General features: G+C 68.5%; 18 protein-coding genes and 2 pseudogenes. 6 read left to right on the top strand and 14 right to left on the bottom strand.

Annotated features, from left to right (window positions below; translation table 11 throughout):
- Positions 1-59 precede the first annotated feature (59 nt).
- The 3 genes from AC07DC_RS23555 to AC07DC_RS23545 form a co-directional block, all read right to left on the bottom strand.
- Positions 60-1,289, bottom strand: a complete 1,230-nt coding sequence (locus AC07DC_RS23555) for a type III PLP-dependent enzyme (RefSeq protein WP_478916432.1) — start codon at positions 1,287-1,289, stop codon at positions 60-62.
- A 712-nt stretch (positions 1,290-2,001) separates the two neighbouring features.
- Positions 2,002-2,883 carry a diacylglycerol/lipid kinase family protein gene (locus AC07DC_RS23550; RefSeq protein ID WP_478916399.1) on the bottom strand — a complete coding sequence of 294 codons (882 nt, stop codon included), beginning with the start codon at positions 2,881-2,883 and terminating at the stop codon, positions 2,002-2,004.
- A gap of 31 nt (positions 2,884-2,914) precedes the next feature.
- Positions 2,915-4,510, bottom strand: a complete 1,596-nt coding sequence (locus AC07DC_RS23545; RefSeq protein ID WP_478916431.1) for an FAD-binding oxidoreductase — start codon at positions 4,508-4,510, stop codon at positions 2,915-2,917.
- A gap of 74 nt (positions 4,511-4,584) precedes the next feature.
- On the opposite strand from AC07DC_RS23545, the gene AC07DC_RS23540 reads away from it, so the two are divergent.
- Together AC07DC_RS23540 and AC07DC_RS23535 are read left to right on the top strand one after the other, a co-directional pair.
- The gene (locus AC07DC_RS23540) at positions 4,585-5,184 is read left to right on the top strand and encodes a TetR/AcrR family transcriptional regulator (RefSeq protein ID WP_478916398.1); all 600 of its coding nucleotides are present in this window, start codon (positions 4,585-4,587) and stop codon (positions 5,182-5,184) included.
- A complete protein-coding gene (locus tag AC07DC_RS23535) occupies positions 5,181-6,785 on the top strand; it encodes a glycerol-3-phosphate dehydrogenase/oxidase (RefSeq protein ID WP_478916397.1) in 1,605 nt (534 codons plus the stop codon). The genes AC07DC_RS23540 and AC07DC_RS23535 overlap by 4 nt, the downstream gene beginning before the upstream one ends.
- A 151-nt stretch (positions 6,786-6,936) precedes the next feature.
- Here AC07DC_RS23535 and AC07DC_RS23530 read toward each other — a convergent pair whose 3' ends face one another.
- From AC07DC_RS23530 to AC07DC_RS23515, 4 genes are all read right to left on the bottom strand, one after another.
- Complete coding sequence (locus AC07DC_RS23530; RefSeq protein WP_478916396.1) at positions 6,937-7,374, bottom strand: hypothetical protein; 438 nt, start codon at positions 7,372-7,374, stop codon at positions 6,937-6,939.
- 49 nt (positions 7,375-7,423) lie between these two features.
- Positions 7,424-7,687, bottom strand: coding sequence for a hypothetical protein (locus AC07DC_RS23525; protein WP_478916395.1), 264 nt, complete (start codon positions 7,685-7,687; stop codon positions 7,424-7,426).
- Between the two features lie 19 nt (positions 7,688-7,706).
- The gene (locus AC07DC_RS23520; RefSeq protein WP_478916394.1) at positions 7,707-8,153 is read right to left on the bottom strand and encodes a hypothetical protein; all 447 of its coding nucleotides are present in this window, start codon (positions 8,151-8,153) and stop codon (positions 7,707-7,709) included.
- Positions 8,154-8,298: 145 nt separating this feature from the next.
- Positions 8,299-8,937 (bottom strand): C39 family peptidase, encoded by a 639-nt coding sequence (locus AC07DC_RS23515; RefSeq protein WP_478916393.1) that lies wholly within the window; start codon positions 8,935-8,937, stop codon positions 8,299-8,301.
- A gap of 349 nt (positions 8,938-9,286) precedes the next feature.
- On the opposite strand from AC07DC_RS23515, the gene AC07DC_RS23510 reads away from it, so the two are divergent.
- Complete coding sequence (locus AC07DC_RS23510; RefSeq protein WP_478916392.1) at positions 9,287-13,048, top strand: nSTAND1 domain-containing NTPase; 3,762 nt, start codon at positions 9,287-9,289, stop codon at positions 13,046-13,048.
- A gap of 229 nt (positions 13,049-13,277) precedes the next feature.
- On the opposite strand, the gene AC07DC_RS23505 is transcribed toward AC07DC_RS23510, so the two are convergent.
- From AC07DC_RS23505 to AC07DC_RS23475, 7 genes and pseudogenes are all read right to left on the bottom strand, one after another.
- Complete coding sequence (locus AC07DC_RS23505) at positions 13,278-13,811, bottom strand: MBL fold metallo-hydrolase (protein ID WP_478916391.1); 534 nt, start codon at positions 13,809-13,811, stop codon at positions 13,278-13,280.
- 32 nt (positions 13,812-13,843) lie between these two features.
- Positions 13,844-14,131, bottom strand: a pseudogene (locus AC07DC_RS23500) (MBL fold metallo-hydrolase); the annotation flags it as partial.
- Between the two features lie 293 nt (positions 14,132-14,424).
- Positions 14,425-15,039: pseudogene (locus tag AC07DC_RS23495) on the bottom strand (histidine phosphatase family protein); the annotation flags it as partial.
- Between the two features lie 8 nt (positions 15,040-15,047).
- Complete coding sequence (locus tag AC07DC_RS23490) at positions 15,048-15,527, bottom strand: SRPBCC family protein (RefSeq protein WP_478916390.1); 480 nt, start codon at positions 15,525-15,527, stop codon at positions 15,048-15,050.
- A gap of 161 nt (positions 15,528-15,688) precedes the next feature.
- Positions 15,689-17,476: a carbamoyltransferase family protein gene (locus AC07DC_RS23485; protein WP_478916389.1), complete on the bottom strand. Its 1,788-nt coding sequence runs from the start codon at positions 17,474-17,476 to the stop codon at positions 15,689-15,691.
- A 55-nt stretch (positions 17,477-17,531) separates the two neighbouring features.
- The gene (locus AC07DC_RS23480; protein ID WP_478916388.1) at positions 17,532-18,578 is read right to left on the bottom strand and encodes an NAD(P)/FAD-dependent oxidoreductase; all 1,047 of its coding nucleotides are present in this window, start codon (positions 18,576-18,578) and stop codon (positions 17,532-17,534) included.
- Between the two features lie 85 nt (positions 18,579-18,663).
- Complete coding sequence (locus AC07DC_RS23475; RefSeq protein ID WP_478916387.1) at positions 18,664-19,623, bottom strand: cucumopine synthase-related protein; 960 nt, start codon at positions 19,621-19,623, stop codon at positions 18,664-18,666.
- Positions 19,624-20,544: 921 nt separating this feature from the next.
- Between AC07DC_RS23475 and AC07DC_RS23470 the strand changes: the two genes are divergently transcribed.
- The 3 genes from AC07DC_RS23470 to AC07DC_RS23460 all read left to right on the top strand — a co-directional run bounded on the left by AC07DC_RS23470 (position 20,545) and on the right by AC07DC_RS23460 (position 23,351).
- Positions 20,545-21,048 carry a nucleoside deaminase gene (locus AC07DC_RS23470; protein ID WP_478916386.1) on the top strand — a complete coding sequence of 168 codons (504 nt, stop codon included), beginning with the start codon at positions 20,545-20,547 and terminating at the stop codon, positions 21,046-21,048.
- Between the two features lie 349 nt (positions 21,049-21,397).
- Entirely contained in the window at positions 21,398-22,012 is a 615-nt protein-coding gene (locus tag AC07DC_RS23465; RefSeq protein WP_478916385.1) for a flavin reductase family protein, read from the top strand.
- A 136-nt stretch (positions 22,013-22,148) separates the two neighbouring features.
- Positions 22,149-23,351, top strand: a complete 1,203-nt coding sequence (locus tag AC07DC_RS23460; RefSeq protein ID WP_478916384.1) for a CapA family protein — start codon at positions 22,149-22,151, stop codon at positions 23,349-23,351.
- Positions 23,352-23,358: the final 7 nt, after the last annotated feature.

Below are 23,358 nucleotides of genomic sequence, written 5' to 3'. Positions count from 1 at the left end.
CTGCGAACAGCGGGAGCGCGCACGCGGGGATCAAGCAGGCTGACTCGCTTCGCCGTCCGTCACCGCGGACCTGTCGGTTCGCCGGCCGTCCAACCGCACGGAAGCGGATCGAAGCCGTTGAACCCCTGGGTCATGTAACTGGTCGCGTAGGCGCCGCTGGAGAGGATCCACACCGGATCTCCGGAGGCGACCGCCCTGGGCACCTGGACGCGACTGTGTTCCTGGGCGTAGGCGTCGTCGCTGTCACAGCTGGGGCCCGCGACGACGGCCGGAACGTACTCCCCTTCCGGGTGGGACGGAAAGACCAGCCGGTACTGCAGCTCGTCCATCTCGTAGAGCCCGTTGAACTTCCCGCAGCTCAGGTAGAGCCAGTACTCGCGCTCGCCGTTGAGCTGCCGGCGGGACGACAGGCGCAGGACATGCGCCTTGATCGCGCCCTGGTCGGCGACCAGGTAGCGGCCCGGCTCCATGACGAAGTCCAGCTCGGAGCCGCAGATCTCCCGCAGTCGCTGCATGCCCTCCCGGATCACCACGAACATCTTGTCCAGCGGCGGGTCGAGCGGGTTGCCCCGCCGGTCCAGATAGCCGAGGGCGGGCAGGCCGCCGCCGAGGTTGACGTGGTCCAGCTGGATCCCGCTCTGCCGCAGGTTCGCCAGCAGGTCACCGATGCGTTCGAAGGCCTCCCGCCAGGCGTCGGACGTCATCTGCTGCGAGCCGACGTGCACCGACAGGCCGGCCGGTGACAGGCCCGCCGCCCGCGCGGCCTCCAGGACGAGCACCGCGTCGGCAGCTGAGCAACCGAACTTCCGGCTGAGCCCCCAGAGCGCGCCCTCCCCGCTGGTGGCCAGCCGGCAGAACACCCGGGCGCCGGGAGCGTGGGTGGCGATCGCGGCGACGTCCTCCAGACTGTCCGTGGCGAAGTCCCTGACACCCAGCCGGTACGCCTCGGCGATGTTCCGGTCGGACTTGACGGTGTTGCCGTAGTGGATCCGACTGGCCGGCACGCCGGTCCTGACCGCCTGGGCGATCTCGTTGGGGCTCGCCGCGTCGAAGCCCGCGCCCTGCGCCGCCAGGTGGGTCAACACCTCGTCGACGGGGCACGCCTTCATGGCGAACCGGATGTCGACGCCGGGCAGTTCCTCGATCAGGGACCGGTACCGTTCGCCGATCCCGGCGAGGTCGTAGATGATCCGGTCCTCGGGCTCGGTTGCGAGGGCGGCGTGCAGAGCTGCGCTGAGCGGGGGCCGCCCCGGTCTGGTCAGCGCTGCACCTGGCCGCCCGGACGGCATTCTCGGGGCAATCGCGGGCGATGCTTTGCAGGACGGGTGGAGGTATCGGTCGGACTCCGTCATGCGGTCCTTCCAAGCTCGGGACTTCGGCGGCGGGGCGGATCGAGAGCACAGCGAATCCAGGGTTGACTGCCGGCGGGCAGCTCGCTGCGGACGCGTTGGTCACGACCTTCGTGGAGCCCATGGCGGTCGGAGGGCGGCGGACTGCACCCCTCAGGAGGATGAACACGCGCACGGACCCTGGGCACAACATTGGACTAGACCAGCTTTCGGCGTCAACCCTTTCAGGCCGCCAACTCGCCCTCGCGGTCGCCAATCCAAAGGTAACCCGCGTGCTCCGGCAGATATTTGACGCTGCGTTATGTCTGCTGGTCAGTCGGTTAGCATGACGGGTGCCATCCAGGCGTTACCGCCCCAACCAATCCTGATGCGGATCAGTCGCCGTTTCGGTCGGGCCGGCCGCGCTGGGCTGATCGGGACCGGGCGATCGCTGTCGCGGTCTTGATCGCCGATGTGTGCGGCCGAGGCCGTACCGGCCGGCCGCACACATCGGTGCGAGCGCACCACACGTTGCGTCGTCCCGGGGACCGCTGTCCGATGCAGCGACCCGACGAGGCCGTCAAGTACTTCGAGGTACTACACGGTGTCGCACCGGCGGAAGCCGGCGACATCGCGGCTCATCGTTGAACTCCCCGCTGGAGTGGTCGACTCGTCAGCACAGGACGCGAAGCGCTCCGGGCTGCACCCTCGCCGTCATGGGGAGGACGTTGTCGACCTCGCCGTCCGCCCCGTAGGGGATCTCGCGGTCCGCCTCGATGTGAACTTCCCTGCCACGGAGGACTTCTATCTCGGGGCGGTTGATGTGCGCGCCGGTCTTCAGTTCGTTCATGATGGTGAAGAACAAGCGCTTGGGCGCGTCGCGGATGATGACGACGTCCAGCAGCCCGTCGTCGAGGCGCGCGTCCGGGGCGATGAGGCGGCCGAAACCGTAGTAGGCGGAGTTGGCCGCCACGACCGTGTAGCCGCGTCGCTCGCGCGAGACGCCGTCCACGGTGATGCTGAAGTCGGCAGCCCACCAGGTGGCCACCGCGCGCAGGCCGCCCGCGTAGTAGGAGGCGGAACCTCGCAGCAGGCGTGAGGTGTTGGCGTGACGGTTGGCCACCGCGTCGACGCCGGCGTAGACGCTGCCCAGGACGACGGTTCTGGTGTGGGCCGCCGACTCGACCTCGATGGTGTCGATCCGTCGCGGTGTGCCCTTCAGGAGCAGTTTGGCCAGAGCCGAGGGCTCGTCAGGAAGGCTGAGGGCGCGGGCGAAGTCGTTTCCGCGGCCTGCCGGGACGATTCCGAGGACGGCGCCGGTGCCGCTGAGGGCGCCGCCGATGCAGCCCACTATTCCGTCGCCGCCGACGGCGAGGACGATGTGCCCCTGCTCGGCTGCCTTCAGCGCGATTTCCCGGGCGTGTTCCAAGCTGTGGCTGTACTGCGTGTCGAGCTGTGCTCCCGCTTGCCGGAGCAGGCGGGCCAGCGGGAGGAGCGCTGCTGTTCCGGTGGCGCCCCCGGCCGAGGGATTGACGACCGCTGTGAACTGTCGCATGAAGGTGCCTCCGAAAGGCATGGGTGACCAGTCAGCGGATGGGAAGCAGGATGCCGGGGTTGAGGATTCCCGCGGGGTCGAGGGCCGCCTTGACGGCTTGCAGGATGTCGACCCCGAGCGGGCCGATCTCCTGGGCGTACCAGTCGCGATGATCGGTCCCCACGCCGTGGTGATGGGTGATGGTGCCGCCGGCGGCGAGGATGGCGTCGTTGGCGGCACGCTTGGCGGGTGCCCAGTGGGCGACCGGATCCTCCCCCTGAGCCGAGACGACGGTGAAGTAGAGGGATGCGCCGGTCTCGTAGACGTGGGAGATGTGGCACATGACCAGGGGCGGGGTTCCCGCCTCGGTCAGGGTGCCGGTGAGCGCATTGCGTACGGCTTCGTAGAGTGCCGGGATGCGGGACCAGAAGGCCGCGGTCTCCAGGGTCTCGGCGAACGCACCCGCGTCGAGCAGCGCGTCGCGGAGATAGGGCGCGTTGTAACGGCCATGGGCCCACTTCTCACCTGCCGCATCCACGAGCTCCCCTCCGCAGGAACGCAGGACGGCGGTTGCCCGGGCCCGCCGGTTCTCGGTGTCCTCGGCGGTGCCCTCGTACCCGGCGATGGCCATGACTCCGGCCGGTTGGGGATCCGCCGACTGTCCGCCGATGCTGTCCGGCTGAGCCAGTCCGACCAGCGTCTCCGTCTCGTCCGACAGGCGCAGTACGGTGGGCAGCGGGCCGTCCTGGGCGAGTCGGCGCAGTGCGGTCGCCCCGGCCTCGAAGGTGGCGAATCTCCAGCCCTCGTAGAGCTTGGCCGCCGGGAGCGGTCGGATGCGTACGGTCACCGAGGTGATGACACCGAACGCGCCCTCGGAACCCAGGATCAGCTGACGAAGATCCGGGCCGGCGGCGGACCGCGGCGCACGGCCCACTTCCAGGGTGCCTTCAGGAGTGGCCACCGTCAGCCCGAGCACCATCTCGTCGAAACGGCCGTAGCCGGCCGAGGCCTGCCCGCTGGAGCGAGCCGCCGCGAATCCACCGATGGTCGCCCACTCGTACGACTGCGGGAAGTGCCCCAGGGTGAAGCCTTGTGCGGCGAGCAGGGCCTCCGCCTGCGGTGCACGCAGCCCGGACTGCAGGGTCGCGGTGCGGGAGATCTCGTCGACGGACACCAGGCTGTCCAGCCGGCGCAGGTCCAGCGCGACGAAGGGACCCGGTCCGGTCGGAGCAAGTCCACCGACCACCGATGTGCCGCCACCGAAAGGAACCACCGCCACGCGGTGCTCGGCGCAGACCCGCAGAACGTCGAGGACGTCCTGATGGGATCCCGGCAGCAGCACGGCATCCGGTATGTCGTCGACCTCGCCGGCGCGGATCCGCAGGAGGTCGGGGGTGGACTTGCCGCGGGTGTGCCGGATCCGGGTCTCCGCGTCGGTCCGCAGATGGACCGGGTCGCCGAGACATTCGGCGAGGGCTCGGCGGGTCTCGGCATCGAGGCCGGACTCGGGGACGACGATGTCGCCGAGCACGGCCGGCTCGGCGCTCCGGGGTTTGACGCCGAGCAGGTCTCGCAGCAGGCCGAGCGCTGAGTCGGGCAGCGATGCCGCCTTGGCCGGGTCGCCCCAGCCGCTCCACAACATGTCCACCATCAGTGCTTCCTTACCGATCGGATCCGCGGGCGCTGTGTTCCTCGCCCCCCGCTGGTATTACACTGTGACAGATGACGCCCATTCGTCACAAGCACTCGGACAGCAGCGCTGTTCTCGACGCGGCACGCGATTGCGTTCTGGCCGTCGGCGTTCGCCGGACCACCCTGACCGACGTGGCCCGGCGTGCCGGGGTCTCGCGTATGACGCTGTACCGCAAGTGGCCGGACGTACGGACACTCGTGGGAGACCTGATGACCCGCGAGTGGGTCGCCGTCGCACGGGACGCCCTGCCCGGGCACGATCCCTCGGCTCCCACCCTCGTGCGGCTGGTCGAGGGCCTGACGGCCGGCGTGCGGGCGTTCCGCGCCCATCCGCTCTTCCACAAGATCATCGATGTCGATCCCGAACTGCTGCTCCCCTATGTGCTCGACCGTCGGGGGGCCAGTCAGGACGCACTGCTGGAGCTCCTCGTCGCGGCTCTGCGAGAGGGACACGCCGACGGATCCGTCCGTGCGGACCACCCGGTCCGGCAGGCCCGTTCCCTGCTGCTCATCGCCCAGGCCTTCACGCTGTCGTTGCGCACGATGTCCGACGAGACCGACCCCGACCTGACCGCGGCAGCTTTCGACCTTGAACTGCGGACGATCCTGGAGAGGACCCTCACGCCATGAGCTCCCACCCGCTGACCCGTCCGGCCCGATCCTCTTCCTCGCTGAACGCCGGGCGCCGGTCCCGGGAGCTGGCCGAGGTCGCCGACGGCATGAAAGTCGACGTCCTGGTCGTCGGGCTCGGTGCGACCGGCGCCGGCGTCGCCCTCGACGCAGCGTCCCGCGGTCTGTCGGTGGCCGCGATCGACGCCCACGATCTCGCTTTCGGGACATCTCGATGGAGCTCGAAGCTGATCCACGGCGGCTTGCGCTACCTCGCCTCCGGCCAACTGGACGTGGCCTACGAAAGCGCCGTCGAGCGGGGGGTGCTGATGCAGCGCACCGCCCCGCACCTGGTCCATGCCCAGCCCTTCGTTCTGCCGCTGACCCCGTTGGTCACACGGCAGCAGGCCGCACTGACCTGGGCCGGATTCACAGCGGGCGACCTGCTCCGCGCATCGGCCGGCACCTCCCGCCGCACCCTGCCTGCCCCCCGCCGCCTGTCCGCGGTGGAGACCCGGCATCTCGCCCCCGGCCTGCGCCAGTCCGGTCTGCGGGGCGGACTCCTGTCCTGGGACGGCCAACTGAGCGACGACGCCCGGTTGGTGACCGCTCTCGCACGCACCGCCGCGACCCGCGGCGCAAGGATCCTGACCCGTGTCCGTGCGCTGGAGCTCACCGGCGCCGGAGCCAGGGTGCGTGACGAACTGACGGGTGAGGAATCGCAGATACGGGCCCGCGCCGTGATCAACGCGACCGGAGTATGGGCAGGCGGTCTCGTCGAGGAAGTACGGCTGCGCCCGTCCCGCGGAACCCATCTGGTGCTGAGATCCGAAGACCTCGGCATGATGGCTGCCGGGATGCACATCCCGATTCCCGGCGAGAGCAACCGCTTCGCACTCGTGCTGCCGCAGGGCGACGGACGGGTCTACGTCGGACTGACCGACGAGCCCATCGAGGGACCGGTCCCGGATCTCCCGGAAGTGCCCGAGACGGACATCGGCTTCCTGCTCGACGTCCTGGGGTCAGCTCTCGAGGTGTCCCTCGACCGTACGCACGTGGTGGGTGCGTTCGCCGGCCTGCGTCCGCTGCTCGACATCGCTGCCACGGAGACGGGTTCCCACGGACCGGATCGCACCGCCGACATCTCCCGCCGACACGCGGTTCTGACCTCGCCCCAGGGAGTCACGACGATCGTCGGCGGCAAACTCACCACGTACCGGCGGATGGCCCAGGACGCCGTGGACGCCGCCGTCACCACACGTCGCCTCGCCGCCGGCCCGTGCCGTACCGCATCCATTCCGCTGGTCGGAGCCGCGCCGCCGCGAACCCTGACGACGCTCGACGCACCCGTCCGCCTGGTCCAGCGTTACGGAATCGAGGCGCCGGCAGTCCACGCCCTGGGCGCCGCGGACCCCGCGCTGCGCACCCCCATTGCCCCCGGCCACACCGTCACAGCAGCCGAGTTGGTCTGGGCGGTGCTCCACGAAGGAGCACTGGACGCGTCCGACCTGCTGGATCGTCGTACTCGCACCGGTCTGGTTCCCTCCGACCGAGAGGCGGCGATGGACGCGGCGCACGAAGCACTCGCCAGGGGCAACGGGTCGGATCGGCTCTCCGCCTGAGGGCCACCGCAGGCTGGTGCCTTGAGCCGCTCCGACGCGCTGTGTCCGACACCGGAGCAGTCCGCGACAGATCCCGCCTGGCCCGCGGTGGCTGGCACGCACGTTCTCCCCCCGCTGCCGCTGGACACGGCCCAGCGGCAGCGGGGTGGGATCACCTGCAGCCGTCGTTGAACCTCCGGGTACCGATGTACAACTGGCCAGCGTCGTTCATGTCGACGGTCGAGCCCGTTGCCTGGACGGAGCCGACGGTGTTGCTGGCCCAGACGGCACGTCCGCCGCTGGTGTAGACGACGAGATTGCCGTCGTTCTGGTAGGAGGCGTACGTGCCGCCCGAGTTGTTGGTGTGGGTCGCCCAGCAGGCACCGAAGTGGCTGCCGTACTCGACCAGGTTGCCGTCGCTCTGCATGACCAGCCAGACGTGCCCGGTGCTGGTGTACCGCTCGATGGATTCCCCCGCGTTGAGGGTCTGGCCCCGGTTGAGGTGGTCGCCCGAGCCGGCTGCCGTGGACGTGCCGGTGAGGCCGATCACCGAGATGGCGGCGACTGCGCCGACGGTGAGTGCCTTGGTGAGTACCTGACGTATTGCCATGGTGAGTGACATCCTCTGGTGTGTGATTCTCTGACGGTTGTCTGCGAAATCAGTGGTTGGTGCCGCACGGCACGACATACCAGGCGAAGCTCCAGTCCTCGGAGTACCAACGGCTGGAGGCCCAGAAGATCGGCTGATGATTTTCGTACTGAACCTCCGCCTTTGTGCCAGGGGTTTGGTTGTTGATCCAGGACCCCTTGCCGTTCCAGTTGGCAACGCCAGGGCCAGCAGCAGCCGCAAGAAACGTTTCATGGCTTCCCTTCGGAAAACGGCGCACCACAGGGTGATGGGTGCGATGGGGTGAGCGGTTCACGACGGTGCCGACCGGCGGTTCAACAGTTCGGCACGCCGGGGACCCGCTGCCAGTTGTCGCCCTGGACGACGTAGGTCGCCGGCAGATAACCCCAGTAGCCGGGGCCGCCGTCGACGCTCTCGTCGGCGAGGGTGAAGAGCCACCAGTCGTTCCGGTTCGCCGATCCGTCGGCGTTGTAGGTGACCGGGTTCTGATGCCCGATGTCCTGGCGCTGGCAGGTGTACCAATTGCTGCCGGCGTACATCCAGCTGTGCTGAGTGATGAGCGTCCGGCCGTAGACCGGGGCCTTCTGCCAGCTGTCGCAGTAGTAGACGGTGTCGACCACGTATCCGGACGGATAGGTCTTCGGCTCGTAGCGGGTGGTGCAACTGCCCGACGTGGCAGCGGCCGGGGTCGCGGTCCCGACACACGCCGCCACGAGGGCCAGCGCGGTGGCGCCGCAGGCGGCAAGTCGTGTCAGTTTCATGGACGTTCCTCTTCTGGAGACTGCTGCGAGGGGCCAGCGGCACGGTGCCGCCCGGGACACACCCCCGAACGGAAGGTCGTGTCCTGTGCGCACCCGGCATGGCGTCATGCGGCGCACCGACGGCGCACGGTGAGGCGGCGCACCGTCAGGCGGCGTAGCCCTTACCGCCGATGAGGGTCTCCAGGTCGTAGGTCGACATGGTCCACTGCCGAGGTACGTTGCCCCAGCTCGGCCCGCCGGCGCCTTCCGCGGCCGGGTCGTAGACGTAGACCGTGTCCCCGTTGTTGGCGTACCCGACGACCGTCACGTAGTGGAAGATCGTGCGGTTCTGGTTGGGGTAGTTCGGCGGCGCCCCGGTGTAGCCGGCCGGGATCCACAGGTTCACCACCATCGGGTAGCCCCGGTCGATGTCGAACATCACGTTGTACTTGAAGAGGTTCCGCTGTGCCTGCGTCGGGTTCCAGTCGATCTTCTTGAACTCGTACCACCGGGTGTTGCCGGAATTGTTGAGTTCGGTCGCCACCTCCTGGGCGCTGTCCGTGCCGTCGCCGTCGGTCCCCATGTGATTGGCGTAGGTCGTCTGGCTGTGCGGCGTGTAGCCGAGCCGGGACTGCAACGCCATCTGGACGGAGGCGGGGGCGCAGAAGTTGCCGTTCTCCTGCGCGTACCAGGAGCGACCGATGAAGACGGTGCCGGGAAGCCCCCCGCCCGGTGGGTCGGCCAGGGCGGGTGAGGCCGGCGAGAGGACCGCGGCCAGTGCGCTGAACAGCACCAGGCCCGTCATGGTGGCGCGCCCTCGTGTGCGGCCTTGTGCGCGGCCTTGTGTGTTGCGTTGAAGCATGTGCACTCCCGTGTGAGGTGTGACGGACCGGGCCGGGCCTTCGTGCTGCGCCCTTGCCGTATGTGCCACAACCTCGCTCGCCGGGGGTTTGTCCGACAGGTGTGGGGGCGTCGGACAAACAACGCCGGACAAACGACGCGGGACGGAGCAGGCGCGTTCGGGCGGGGGAGGCCCTGCATGATCCGTGGGCTTTAGCATGTCCAGGGGGTTCGTCGGGGTTTGTCGAAGTGGTCGTGGCGCGGTGCGCGTTCACGGTCGTCGGGGGGTTGTGGTGGGTCGTCTGGAGAAACCGGTGGATCCGGAGGCCGGAGCGGTTCAGGCGCTGGCCTGGCAGCTGCGGCAGCTGCGGCAGCGGGCCGGAAACCCGGGATATCGCCTGTTGGCCAAGCGGGTGCACTTCTCGGCGAGCACGCTGGCGGATGCCGCCAGGGGTGAGCGGCTCGCTTCTCTGGAGGTGGTCCTGGCCTACGCCGAAGCGTGCGGCGGTGACCGTGACGAGTGGCGCGCGCGGTGGTCGGCGGCCGCGAAGGCGCGTGCGGCCGGTCCCAAGGAGTCCGGACACGTCGACGAGGCAGGCGCGGGGGAGCGGGAGGAGTGCCCCTATCAGGGGCTGACGGCGTTCCAGGCCGAGGAGGCGGCGCGGTTCTTCGGCCGCTCGCAGCTGGTCGGGCGCTTGGTGAGCCGGGTCGAGCAGTTGTCGTTCGTCGCGCTCTTCGGGGCGTCCGGCAGCGGGAAGTCCTCGCTGTTGCGGGCCGGGGTGCTCGGTTCGATAGCCACCGATCCCGAGGCGGCGGGACGCTGGCGGATCCTGCTGATGACCCCGACCGCCCATCCGGTCGACGAATTGTCCGACCTGATCGCGAAGTTGTCCGGCGCCGATGTGCACCGGTTGTCCGAGGATCTGTCGCGGGATCCGGCCGCTTTGGACCTCGCGATCCGCGGCGCGCTGGCCTCCGATCCGGAGGAATGCCGGGCGCTGCTGGTGGTGGACCAGTTCGAAGAGGTTTTCACCCTGTGCACCGACGAAGGCGAACGCGGCCGGTTCATCGAGGCGCTGCTGGACGCGGCCCACGGCCCCGGACGCCGCACCACGGTGGTGCTCGGCGTGCGCGCGGACTTCCTGGCGCACCTCACCCAGCATCCCGGCCTGGCCGAGGCGCTGGGAGAGCAGGCGCAGTTGCTGGTCGGCCCGGTATCGGCCACCGACCTGCGGGAGATCATCGTCGGGCCCGCCACTCACGCCGGGCTACGGGTCGAACCGGACCTGCTGGCGACCGTGCTCGCCGACGCCGCCGGGGAGCCTGGCGCGTTGCCGCTCGTCTCGCATGCACTGCTGGAGACCTGGCAGCGGCGATCGGTGAACTCCCTCACCCTGGCGGGGTATCAGGCCAGCGGCGGTGTGCGTGGAGCGATCGCCCAGACCGCCGAGCGGGTTCACGACGGGCTCAGCCCGGACCAGCAGCAGATCGCCCGCAAGATCTTCCTGCGGCTCACCGCGCTGGGGGACGGCACCGACGACACCCGGCGGCCCATCGGCCGCACCGAACTCGACGGCGTCGCGGATGCGCCGGTGGTCGCCGAGGTACTGGACCGGCTGGCCGAGGCCCGGCTGGTCGTGCTGGGGGACGGCACGGTGGAGGTGGCCCACGAGGCGCTGATCCGGGCCTGGCCCCGGCTGCACCGCTGGCTCACCGACGACCGGGCGAGCCTGCTCGTCCACCGCGGGCTCACCGAGGCCGCCCACGGCTGGCAGTCGTTGGACCGTGACGCCGGGGTGCTGTACCGCGGCGGCCGGCTGTCGGCCGCCCGCGCCTGGGCCCAGGAGCATCCCGGGAACCTGAACGAGCTGGAGGATGCCTTCCTCACGGCGGGCAACGCCGCGGAACAAGCGGAACACGACAGCGCCCGGCGCCGCACCCGCCTCCTCAAGCGCCTCGTCATGGGCATGGCCCTGCTCATGACACTGGCCATGGTCAGCGGGTTCGTCGCCATGAGCCAGCGCACGGACGCCCGCCGCCAGCAGCAGGTCACGTTCGCCGATCAGCTCTCGCTGCGGGCCAGGAATCTGCTCGCCACCGATCCGGCTCTGGCCGGCCGGCTGGCGGTGGAGGCGTACCGCTTGCACCCGGACACCGAGACCAGCGGCGGCCTGCTCAGCGCCGCCGCGGCACCCAGACCGGTCGTCCTCAACGCCGGTGGTCCGGCCGTCTACGCGCTGGCTTTCAGCCCGGATCACTCGCTGCTGGCCTCCGCGGCCGTCGACGGGACGGTCGGCCTGTGGGATCCGGTCAGGGGCGCCCTGATCGCCACGCTCGACGGGCACTCGGGACGTGTGATGGCCGTGGCCTTCAGCGGCGACGGGAACCGGCTCGCCGCCCTGGCGATCGACGGGACGGCCGGATCCGTCACCGTCTGGGACACCCACACCCACCGCCAGGTGCGCCGGCTGACCATCGACCACCCCGCCCCGGCCATGGCCTTCAGCTCCGACGGCGCGACGATCGCCGCCGGCACCGACACCGGCGGCATCGCCCTGTACGACCTCACTCACGCATCCGGTGCGCCGTCCGCAACGTTGCGGAGCCACCAGCACACCGTCCTGTCCCTGGCGTTCAGTTCCGACCGCCGGTACCTCGTATCGGCGGCCGCGCAGGAAAGTCCCATCGTCTGGAACACGGCCACCGGAGCGGGTACCACCCTGCGCGGCGCCGATCACGTCGACTCGGTGGCGTTCGAGCCCTCCGGGCACCGCCTGGCGGCCGGGGCGGACGACCGCGGGGTGTATCTCTGGCTCGACGGCGATCTGACGGCTCCGGCCACCTCACTTCCCCTGCACGGCTCGTTCGGATGGGTGATCTCCGCTCCCGTCAACGACAAGATCGCGGTGGCGGACGAGAGCGGCACCGTCACACTGCGGGACCTGCGGGGTGTCGAACCCCCGCAGGCCTTCCGGGACCGGGGCCGCGTCGAGACGATGGCGGTGGCCCTGAGCGGCGACGGGTCGATCCTCGCCTCCGCCGGCTGGGACGGCGGAATCGTGCTGCACGACCTCCGCAACAAGCCGTTCAGCGGGTTCGACGCACAGGTCAACGATGTGGAGGTCAGCCCGGACGGACGCACGATCGCCTCGGCGGGCAGCGACGGATTCGTGCGACTGTGGGACGGCGCCGGGAAATCGGTCGGCGTGCTGGGAAATCAGCCCAACGACGTGCAGGCGGTCGCCTTCACCCCGGACGGTCACCTGCTCGCCGCCGTGTCCCGCAATCGCACCCTGACGATCTGGGACACCACAACCCGGCGGCCCGTGGGCCCGCCCATCCAGATCCCCGCGGTCGGCGCGTCGACCGACGTGGCGTTCGGCCCCGGCGGCCACTACCTCGCCGCGGCCACCCTCGGTCCCTATCTGTGGGACATGAGCCATCCGGCGTCGCCGGTTCCGGCGCCGCCCAAGAGTGCGCGCCTGGCCACGGCCTTGGCGTTCAGCCCCGACGGGCGCCGCCTGCTGACCACCAGCGTCGGGGGATTCGTCAACGTCATCGACCTCGCGACCGGCGTCCAGGCAGACCGGTTCGACACCCACCAGGGCGTGGTGCAGGACCTGGCCGTCAGCCCGGACGGCACGACCCTCGCCACCGCCGGCGACAGCCGCACGATCAAACTGTGGGACACGGTGACCCACCGTCAGATCGCGGTACTGAGCGGGCACAGCGCGCCCATCCAGGTCCTCGCCTTCAGCCCGGACGGCCGCACCCTCGCCTCGGCCGGTGACGACCACACGGTGGTGACATGGGAGGTCGGCACCGGCCACCGCCTCGTCACCCTCACCGGCCACACCAGCACAGTCCGCGGCCTGGCCTTCACCGCCGACGGCGCCCTCGTCTCCGGCGGCCAGGACGGCAGGATCATTCGATGGGCCCTTGATCCTGCCGCGGCCACGACCCGCGTCTGCACCGCGGTCGGACGCGGCCTGAACCCGGATGAATGGGCGGCCTACCTTCCGTCCCTTCCGTACCAGCCAACCTGCGACCGAGTCAGCGGAGTGACATCGCGCTGACCTCGCCCACCGGCCGCGGTTGGCGCAGGGCGAGGTCAGCGCGCCACGCGTTGCACGACAAGCTCAGGCGACGGGCCAAGGCCGGCCGTAAAGCTCAGAGCAGGGCGCGCAGTTCGCCGACCGCGTCCGTGGCGTCGATCAGCCGGGCTCTCAGTCATGAACGGCACGGTACCGAGCCGCAAGGCCGATCTCACTGGCATCGACGAAGACTCCTTGTGAGCGATCGTTGTCAGAGGTTCTTGGCCTTCTTCGCTCCGCCCCACAGAGACCCGGGATTTGCCCGGTTGGGGTGCAGGGCGAGCATCGCCTCGTACAGGTCAGTGTGCGCCTGAGTCTCGGTGTCGAGCCGGTTGAAGTCGGTGAGGTACTGCTTCGTCTCGGCGAGGATCTTCGGATCGTCGGGCAGGTCCGGGTTCTTGTGGCCGGCGACGACGAAGGCCGGGTTGAGTGCGGCGAGCGTGTCGGTGGCCCGCATCCACTCCTGGCGCGAGGTCGTGGTGGTCTCGCCCATGTACTGGTGGATGCCGTTGTAGGCGACGTCCCCGGCCACGACGAGGCGCAGATCCGGCACCCACAGGGCGGTGCTGCCCTCGGTGTCGGTGAATCCTGTTTCGATTACCTGGAGCGGATGGCCTTCGAGGGTGAAAGTGTCGCCGTCGAGGGCTTCGGGGAAGACCTGCGGCTGGGGTACCTGGCCGGGAAAGCGCGCGGCCCAGAAGGTGTCGATGAACGGCGGGGTGCCTTCGAAGATCGCCTTGGCCACGACTGCGGCGGTGGAGACCGCCTTGGCCTGGGGAAAGCCTCGATGAGCTGCTTGACGCCGAAGGCGTGGTCGCCATGGTCGTGGGTGATGTAGATGTAGGCCAGGTTGCGGTCGTGGGATTTCACCCAGTCGACGAGTTCCTGGTTCTGTTCGACGGTGAGGAACGTGTCGACCAGTACGGCGTCGCGCTCGCCGTAGATCAGGGTGGCGGTGTTGGCGACCCACTGGAGGTCTTCCTTGCCGGGCGGCAAGTCGCGGGTAAGGCCCGGTCGACGTGCGCACAACGTGTCGTACTGCAGCGAAGATCCGGGCGCCGTCATGGGGGTGTTCCCTTCCACAGCTGTTACGACTGGCGATGATGCTCTGGCGGCCCTCCACCCGGTGAATGCGGAGACGCTCATGGAACCCGGCCCCGCGCGGCCGCTTGTCAGCGTATGTCCTGGATTGTTATAGCGCATGCAGGGTCGCATCCATTTCGCTTCGGCTTCCGCGTGACGTGTCTCTGAGGCGTCGCCAGCAGACGATCGCGCCGCAGTGACGGCAAGAGTGGCTGCGTGAGCCACGCCAAGGGGCCCGGCACACGTCACGTGTGCCGGGCCCCTTGGCGTGCGGTTCAGTTCAAGTGGTGGGTGTCGTTGAGGGACTGCACCGTGGCGGTGCCGTCCTCGTCGTACGTCACCGTTGACAGGGAGGCTGCCGCGACTTCCATGCGGAACAAGCAGTGCGGTGGGGCCTGGAGGGCGAGGCGGATCAGGGTTCTGAGTGGTCCGACGTGGGAGACGACCAGAACCGTGGCGCCGGCGTACTGGGCCAAGAGGCCGTCTCGTACGGCGGCGACCCGGCGGGTGACCTCTTGCATGGTCTCGCCTGCGCCCGAGGGCGGAACCTCGGGCGAGGCGAGCCATGCGCTCAGGTCGTCCGGGTAGCGTTCGCGGACTTCCGTGAACGTCAGGCCCTCCCAGGCGCCGAAGTCCGCTTCCCGCAGTTCCCGGTCGACCTGGACGCTCAGGCCAAGGCGCGCGGCCACGGACTGAGCGGTCTCCCGGCAGCGCCGCATCGGTGAAGTGACGACCGCCTCGATTTCGCCGCGGTGGGCGAGGGCGTCTGCTACCGCCTGGGCTTGGCTGTGTCCGGCCGGTGAGAGTCCCGGGTTGGATCCTCCGCTGCCGGAGAGCCGCCGTTGCGGGGTGAGCAGGGTTTCGCCGTGCCGCAGCAGTAGGAGCGTCGTCACGTCACTCACTTCGCGGTCGTGGCGAAGTGGTCTCGTACGGCGTCGGTCTGCTTCTCCATGACGTCGATGATGGCCTCGACCACGTTCAGGTCGGCGTCCTCGGCGATCTCCAGGATCCGTGACCACTCGAAGAAGCTGCGGGCCGGGTCGTTGGTGATGTGGCGTACGCGGATGGTGGCCTCGTAGCTGGCGACTCCGCTGGTGGGAGCGATGGCCCGGTAGGACTGGCGCTTCTTGATTTCGTCTCGGGCGGCGATCTCCTGCTGGACGAGGCCGCCGTTGAGCGTGAGCTTGAAGTCGTAGCGGGCCGGGACCGTGTCGACCGAGCCGCCTTCTGTCCACGTGACGTCGGTGTGGATGTCCAGGTCGCCCGGGGAGACGATCTCCAGGATCTGCATGGCGTCGCGGACGGTCGCCCACACGGTGTCCGGGTCGGCCTCGAGGATGGTGGAGTGGTGCATGGTGTGCTTGCGCTGGATCGGCACGGGGTGCTCTTTCTTCTAGTTCTTCTAGTGGTTGACGCGGTCGATCTTGGCGATCCACACGTCGAACGGTGCGGTGCGGTTGGGGAGGCCGGGCTGCGTCGGCCCCCCGGCGCCGTCGGCGGCGGCGGCGAAGACGAGCCCGTCGACGCGCGCCCACGTGGTTATCGCGTGGACTCCGAGGACTCCGGGGACTCGTTCTTGGCGATGATGTGGTTTCCGAGGATCAGATAGTCGATCTCGGTGCCCATGAAGCAGTTCAGGGCGTCCGTCGGGGTGCAGACGATGGGTTCGCCGGCGACGTTGAACGAGGTGTTGATCAGGCACGGGGTGTCGGTGAGTTCGATGAACTTCCGCAGCAGTGCCGTGAGCCGTGGGGTGCCCTCGTCCGTCAGGGTCTGGATACGGGAGGTGCCGTCCACGTGTACGGCACCGGGGATGCGGTCCTTGTATTCGTCGCGGACGGGGAAGACGAACGTCATGTACGGGGAGCTGGTCTTACGCCCCATGTCGAAGATCTTCGGCGCCTGCTCCTCGAGGACAAGGGGAGCGAACGGACGGAAGGGTTCGCGGTGCTTCACCCGGGTGTTGATGATGTCCTTGATGTCGGTGAAACCGGGGTTGGCGATGATGCTGCGATGCCCCAGCGCGCGTGGCCCGTGCTCGACACGGCCTTCGAACCAGCCGATGACGACCTTCGTCGTCAGCAGCTCCGCCACCTGCTCGATGATCTCGTCATCATCCAGGCGCTTGACGAGGACGCGGCCGGCGAACCCCTCAAGGGCCTCCTCGATCGCGGCGTCGTCGTAGGCCGGTCCCAGATAGGGGGTGGCGGGTGCGGCGGCGAGGATGTCCGCGGGGGCGGTGTCGGGGTGGTTGAGCCAGGCGTGGGCTGCGGCTCCGATGGTGATGCCGGTGTCGGAGGCGCCGAAGCTGACCTGCATGTCCTCGAAGCGCGAGCCTTCGAACATCGGCGTGTTGTTCAGGCAGTTCAGGGCGACGCCGCCTTCGAACAACAGCCGGTCGAGATCCGTCCTGCTCTCCAGGTGGCGGACCTGGTGGGCGGTGGCGATGTTCAGCATCTGCTGCGCGGCGGCGGCGACGCGGGCCTTGTATTCGAGGGTGTCTTCGAAGGGTCCGAAGTACTCCTCGAACAGGGCGTCGTGACTGTGGAGGTTGTCGGTCTGAAGGGCCTTGGTGAAGGTGTAGCGGCCGTCGTCGTGCAGCGTCAGAAGGTGCTCGATGAACGGGTTCGGAGTCGGCGGGTCGGTGTATCCGGCCAGGCCCATCACCTTGTACTCGTCGTTGTTGGGGACGAAGCCGAGGAAGCGGGTGATGACGGAGAACAGGGTGCCGATGGAGTACTCGGAACCGGTGACGGTGTCGTCGAAGACGGTGATCCGGCCCTCGCGGATCTCGCCCGACAAGGTCGAGAAGCGTTCGGCTCGGCCGTCGCTGACGAGGAACGCGGAGTCCTTCATGCCGGCGAGGTAGTAGCCGGTCGTGGCATGGGCCAGGTGGTGAGGGACGAAGCGGACCCTGGCCGGGTCGGGGCGGTGTCCGGTGCGGGCTTCGAAGTCCGCGAGGATCGCTTCGGGGCTGACGACCTGGTCGAACAAGTCGCCTATGGTGCGACCGAGTTCGGCCTTCGCGGCCTCCGGCATCGGGGAGGTGCGGATGCCGTCCAGGGTCTTGTCCAGAACCTGGGTGGACCAGTTCCAGGGGAAGGCGAACAGGTCGACGTCATCGAACGTGATCCCGGCCTCCTTCAGGCACCAGTCGATCGCGTTCGTGGGGAAGTCGGTGGTCTTCTTCTCCCGGTTGAGGCGTTCCTCTTCCACCGCGGCGACCAGGCGGCCGTCCACCAGGAGCGCGGCGGCGGCGTCGTGGCCCAAGAGGTAATGCTTGTTGATGCCGGTCGCACCGAGGCGTTCGGAGAAGAACTCCGACACCCGACTGAAACCATTACATCCGAGAACAATCACGGCAATCTTTCCTGTTATGGGGCTACTTGACGATCAGCAGGTCGCGGAGCTTCTCCCCGGCCGCGGGTGCCTGGCACAAGCCCGCGCCGGTGAATCCGGCCGCGTACAGGAAGCGGCGGGTGGGGTGTTCGCCGATGAAGGCGGTGTTGTTGGGACTGGCGTCGAAGTCGCCGCTCCACGCGCGATGCAGGCCGATGCCGTCCAAGGCGGGGAACAGGGTGCCGAGATGGCCGGCGATGCGGCCGAGCCAGGCTTCGCGTGGTTCGCCGGCCTTGGGTACGCCCATGGCGAGGAGGATGCGGTCCTTCCATGAGCGGATCCGCAGGCCGGATGTGGCGTGCATCGTCATGGGCATCTCGCGGTGCGGGGAGGGCGGGGCGTCGGTGAACAGCATCTCGATCGCGTGGGGTCTCATCGGCAGGTCGACCGATGCCATGGATGCCACCTCGCCGGACCAGGGCCCGGCCGTGCACACGATGCTGTCTGCCTTGATGCTGCCCTGCGGGGTGTGGACGGTGTTGTCGTCGTCGATGCGTGTGACGGGTGTGTGGGTGAACAGACTGGCGCCGTGATTGCGGGCGGCGGCGGCGTAACCGCGGACGATGTCGAGGCCGTCCACGTGGTACGCCTCCGGAGACCAGGCGGCGGCCAGCACGGCGCGCTCGTTGATCAGCGGGTTGTGTCCGGACGCTTCGCGGGCACTGATCAGGTCGACCTGGACCCCGGCGGCGTGCTGGGCCTGATGGGTGGCCTCGAATTCGGCGATCTGCTGTTCGTCCGTGAACAGCGCCATGAACCCGAGCCGCTTCAGGCCGAGAGGGGCTCCGGTGTGGCGGGCGAAGTCGTGGTAGGCGTTCAGGCTGCGCACGGCCATTTGCCCGGTGTGCGGGTCACCGGGGAAGTAGGTGCGGACCATGCCCGCGGTGTGCGCGGATGCCCCGCCGCCGAGGCTTCCGCGTTCCAGCAGCACGGTGTTCACGCCGGCTTCGGCGAGGTGGTAGGCGGCGGAGGTGCCGATCACTCCCCCGCCGATCACGACGGCGTCAGCGCGGGCAGGCAGGGCGCTCAAGATCTTCTCCTGTGGTGTGGGCTTCCGGTAGGGGGGATGAGTGCCGGTGTCGTCATCTGGCCGGCGGACTCCGCTCCGGGCATGGCTACGCGTCTTCATAGGCGCCCTGCTGGCGCAGGTGGTGTCCGGTCTCCCACGGGTACAGCTGGAGGTTCCAGCCGCCCAGGCAGTTGATGTAGAGGGCCATCTGGCTGGTGACGGCGTAGAAGTCGTCACGGTCGAGGCGGTCGAGGACGTCAAGGAAGCGCTGGGTGAACCCCCACAGCTTCTCCAGGCCGCAGTAGCCCAGGAACTCGGCGGGGACGCCGACCAGGAGGCGGGTCATGTGGACGAGGGATGCCATGGGCATGTCCTGCACGGCGGCGCGGACGAGTCCGCCGTAGGCGGCGTAACCCAGGGGCCGGGTCTCCCCGTTGACGAACAGCAGGGTGGGAAGGACGGTGCCGAAGTTGCCTGCCTGAGAGGGGATGATGCCCTGGTGGAGGTCGTCCAACTCGGCCGGGGGTGCGAGCCAGATCTTCTCGGTCTCGGCGAAGATGTCGGCGATCAGGTGGCTGGCGGCCGTGTTGGTGGCGTGCAGCATCGGGATGCGCTGGCCGCCCGGCTCGCCCGCGCGACGGACTTCGGCGACGATCTGCTTCTTTGTGGAGTAGACGGCGTCCCAGATCGCGGCCCCGGCTTCCAGCAGGGCGGGCATGTCCGCCTCACGGATCTGGCCAACGGGGGTGGCGGGCATCGGCTCGGTCAGGGTGCCGTACTTGATGCCCAGATGCTGCAAACCGGAGCAGAACACGGAGCCGTTGGGAGCCTCGCGCCGGTCGGGAATACGGGTGGCGTGGGGGGTGTGCAGCAGGGTGGGTATCGGCGCTACGTGGTAGAGGTGTTCTCCCGCGATGAGGGCGTGCCCCTGGAGGCTCTGGTAGGGCAGCGACTCCCACAGGGCGTCGGCAAGTGCCGGGTTGCGGTCGTCCAGGTCGGCGGAGACCGTGATGCCGAGGTCCGGCCAGGAGATCTCGATCTGACGGCCAGGCAGCTTCTCGGACAAGGCTTTCTCCCCGTTCGTTGGTTGGGCTTGTCCGAGGAGTAGATCGCCAACTGGCTTGTCCCAGCCAGGTGGTGAAAACATGAAACCTTGATCATCCTGAGATCCCTAGTTCGTGTGTTCCTACGGAACTGCAGCTCAGGAGGGCTGGTGTGCGACCGCTTCGTGGTTCGCCGGCCTGCTCGCCGGACATCTGACGCTCTTCTTCGTCGCCAAGGAGTCGCAGCCCGAGCGCCTCGGTTTCCAGCAGTGCGCGCAGCCGCATGGCGAGGCAACGTCGCGCAGATGGGCGAAGGCTGCCTCGGAGCGCAGGCGTTCGGGATGGTCGCCGACAGCAACGAGGAGACGGGCGGCGTTTCGGGACCGACTCCATGGATGGTCAGCAGTAAGGACCACACCCGGCGTCGGACACCGGACGAGCGGGCTTTCGCCCGCCGGAAGCAGTGGCAGATCCTCCGCAAAGCGCCGGTGCAGCACCAACCGGATCAGCAGCACCCCCGCCGCCGTTCACGCCATCGAGATCGCCTGGCGCTCACGAAGAAGGGTTCACGAAGGGTTCACTGAGTCCTACCTTTCGTGCGTATCCACAAGAGAGGCCGGCCGACCAGCCAACTCCTTCATGGTTTCGGTGACTGACCCTCGACAGGGCCCGGCGGATGTACTTGCGCTATTCCGCATTACCAGCACCTGAACAAGTCATGGAAGGGACAGTGGAGGCTTCCTGATGACCAACCAGACTTCTCCCGCCTCACCGGAGCGCATTGTCTGCGCCTAGCGGCGCTGATGTCCTGCTGGTGTCGCCGACCGAGCTGATCTCACGGCGGCACCCACGGAGCCCCACTTGTTGCCCCGAAGGCTCTGCCTGTGACGTGTCCCGCACGGAGCATTCGGGGAGTCTCCATCGTCTGCGACAAAGGAGTGACCATGACCGTGCATACCCAAAAAACAAGCATCCAGGAGCTCGAGCGCATGTGGATGGACGAGGCCATCGGCCTTGCCACCGCCAGCGTGAAGAACGGAGGCGGTCCGTTCGGCGCACTGATCACCATGGGTAGCGAGATTGTCGCGATCGGGAACAACAAGGTCACTTCGAACCTGGACCCAACCGCGCATGGCGAGGTGAGCGCGATACGTGCCGCCTGCCAGAAGCTGGGCACCTTCTCCCTCGAGGGCTGTGTCCTGGTCACCTCTTGTGAACCGTGCCCGATGTGTCTTTCCTCCGCGCTGTGGGCGCGAGTCGACCGGATCATCTTCGCCGCTGATCGGCATGACGCTGCGCTGGCCGGTTTCGACGACCGCAAGTTCTACGACCTGTTCGAAAGGAGGCCCGCCGAGCTGTGGCCGATAGCGATCGAGCGAGTGGACATGCCGAATCGTACGGCGCCGTTCGACGCGTGGCTGGCCAAGTCCGACCGCATCGACTACTGAAATACGGTTCACGTCTCGGGTTCGAATCCCGAAACTGCACGCGCCCGGCGAGCTCGACTGGTCGCGTGCGTGCGTGGCCGGCTCCCACATCCACGCGAAAATGGGGGAGCCGCGACGGGACCGTCGCCGGTCACCTAAAACGGGCAGCAGGTTGAGGGTGACGTTGCCCTTGCGGGCCTGCGGCGGGATCTCGAAGTCGTCCCAGAGGGACAAGGGGGGCAGATGGCGGTTCGGCTTCGGGTGCTCGTGGCCGTCCGACAGCGGGCGCTTTTCGTCGGACTCAGGGGCTTGGCCGCGCCGGGGTTGAGGGTTGGAGAGTGTGGTCCGGGTTGTGTGGATACTGGCTGGCATGCGCATCGACTTTGATCCTGCGGCCGTGGACCGTGCTGCCTTCTACAAGCTGCTGACCTCGGTGGTTGTGCCTCGGCCGATTGCCTGGGTGTCCACGGTCAGCCCGGACGGCCGTACCGACAATCTGGCACCGCACAGCTTCTTCACCGTGTCCTGTGTCAGTCCGCCGATCGTGCAGTTCACCTCGGTCGGGCGGAAGGACTCGCTGCGCAATATCGAGGGGACGGGGCAGTTCGTGGTGAACTTTGCGCCGGAGCATCTCTTTGAGCAGATCAATGCGACGGCGACGGACTTTCCGGCCGGGGTGAGTGAGTTCGATGCGGTGGGGATCGCGCGGGAGCCGAGTCTGCGGGTGAAGCCGGCGCGGGTGGCGGCGTCGCCGGTGGCTCTGGAGTGCGAGATGCACAGCATGCTGCGGATGGGGGACTCGACGGTGGTGTTCGGGCGGGTCGTGCATGCGGCCGTGTCCGAGGCGGTGCTGGTCGACGGTCATCCGGATGCGCGGAAGCTACAGCCACTGACGCGGTTGGGGAAGGACGAGTGGGGTGCGCTCGGGGAGATCCTGGAGATCTCCCGCATCCGGTTCGAGGACTGGCCCGGCGCCGGCACCTGAGCGTGCGGCACATGGATCGCCGGTAGCCCGGCTGGGCTGACGCCGTTGCCTCCCATGGGTGACTGCTGTCGCAGGTCTCACAGTTGCGTGGTGGGATCAAACGACAGTCAGATTTCCTGATCATGGAGTCGCGTCGATGACGATCCGCACACGACAGGGGGCGCTGGTCGTGGCCGCCGCTCTGCTCGGAACCGTTGCTGTCAGTGCCTGCGGCGGTGCCGCCGGGCCGCACGCCGGGCCCGTAGCGAAGGGGGACATCGGGCAGGCGGGCTCGTCCGGTGCTGCTTCTCAGCTGAAGGGCTTCACGCTCGTCGCCTCAGGGGACGTCCTGCCCCACGCGGTGATCATCCGTCAGGCCCAGGCGGACGCGGGAGGGTCGGGTTACGACTTCCACAAGATGCTCGCGGGTGTGAAGCCGGTGGTCAGCCAGGCGGATCTGGCGATCTGTCATATGGAGACCGTGTACGGCGCGAAGGGTGGTCCCTTCACCGGCTATCCGACGTTCAAGTCGCCGCCGCAGGTCGCCCAGGCCCTCAAGGACACCGGTTACGACTCCTGCTCCACCGCGTCCAACCACACGCTGGACGACGGTGCCGACGGGATCCGGCACACGCTCGACGCCATGGACGCGGCCGGGGTCCGGCACGCCGGCTCGGCCCGTACCGCCGCGGAGGCCGGCAAGCCGGCGCTGCTCAAGGCGGGGAGCGCCACCGTCGCGCAGCTCGCCTACACCTACGACACCAACGGGTTTCCGCAGCCCGAGGGGCACCCGTGGGCGGTCAACCTCATCGAGCCGGAGCGGATCATCGCCGACGCGCGCGCCGCCCGGAAGGCCGGGGCGGATGTGGTGCTGGTGAGTCTGCACTGGGGAACCGAGTGGCAGGACGATCCCGACGAGATGCAGCTGACCGTCGCCAAGCAGCTCACCGCCGCGCGGACCGGGGGACGCCCGGACATCGATCTGATCCTGGGCACCCATGCCCACATCCCCCAGGCGTACGAGAAGGTCAACGGCACCTGGGTCGTCTACGGTATGGGCGACCAGGTCGCCGGGCAGATGTTCACCTACGACGACAAGCAGGACGCGCGCGGCAACATGAGTTCCATCGCCCGGTTCACCTTCGTCCCGCCCGCGACGGCCGGACAGCGGTGGACCGTGCGGAAGGCCGAGTTCATTCCACAGCTGATGGACCTCGGACCGCCGTACCGCGTCGTGACCCTCAATGACGCGCTGCGCCGGAACCCGGGCCGGGCCGACTACGTAAAGGCCCGCGATCACATCCGCACCATGGTCCTGAGCCGCGGTGGAGGCGCCGCGGGGCTCACGATGGTCCCCTGACGCTGCC

The organism is Streptomyces sp. NPDC045021 (genome assembly GCF_056432645.1).
The sequence above is the reverse complement of the archived record's forward strand: the minus strand, read 5'-3'. Positions and strand labels throughout refer to the sequence as shown.

Bases quoted from the DNA above. Each gene is read 5' to 3' on its own strand.
- AC07DC_RS23555 (WP_478916432.1), bottom strand. From the start codon at position 1,289: ATGCCGTCCGGGCGGCCAGGTGCAGCGCTGACCAGACCGGGGCGGCCC.
- AC07DC_RS23550 (WP_478916399.1), bottom strand. From the start codon at position 2,883: ATGCGACAGTTCACAGCGGTCGTCAATCCCTCGGCCGGGGGCGCCACC.
- AC07DC_RS23540 (WP_478916398.1), top strand. From the start codon at position 4,585: ATGACGCCCATTCGTCACAAGCACTCGGACAGCAGCGCTGTTCTCGAC.
- AC07DC_RS23535 (WP_478916397.1), top strand. From the start codon at position 5,181: ATGAGCTCCCACCCGCTGACCCGTCCGGCCCGATCCTCTTCCTCGCTG.
- AC07DC_RS23530 (WP_478916396.1), bottom strand. From the start codon at position 7,374: ATGGCAATACGTCAGGTACTCACCAAGGCACTCACCGTCGGCGCAGTC.
- AC07DC_RS23520 (WP_478916394.1), bottom strand. From the start codon at position 8,153: ATGAAACTGACACGACTTGCCGCCTGCGGCGCCACCGCGCTGGCCCTC.
- AC07DC_RS23515 (WP_478916393.1), bottom strand. From the start codon at position 8,937: ATGACGGGCCTGGTGCTGTTCAGCGCACTGGCCGCGGTCCTCTCGCCG.
- AC07DC_RS23470 (WP_478916386.1), top strand. From the start codon at position 20,545: ATGACCGTGCATACCCAAAAAACAAGCATCCAGGAGCTCGAGCGCATG.
- AC07DC_RS23465 (WP_478916385.1), top strand. From the start codon at position 21,398: ATGCGCATCGACTTTGATCCTGCGGCCGTGGACCGTGCTGCCTTCTAC.
- AC07DC_RS23460 (WP_478916384.1), top strand. From the start codon at position 22,149: ATGACGATCCGCACACGACAGGGGGCGCTGGTCGTGGCCGCCGCTCTG.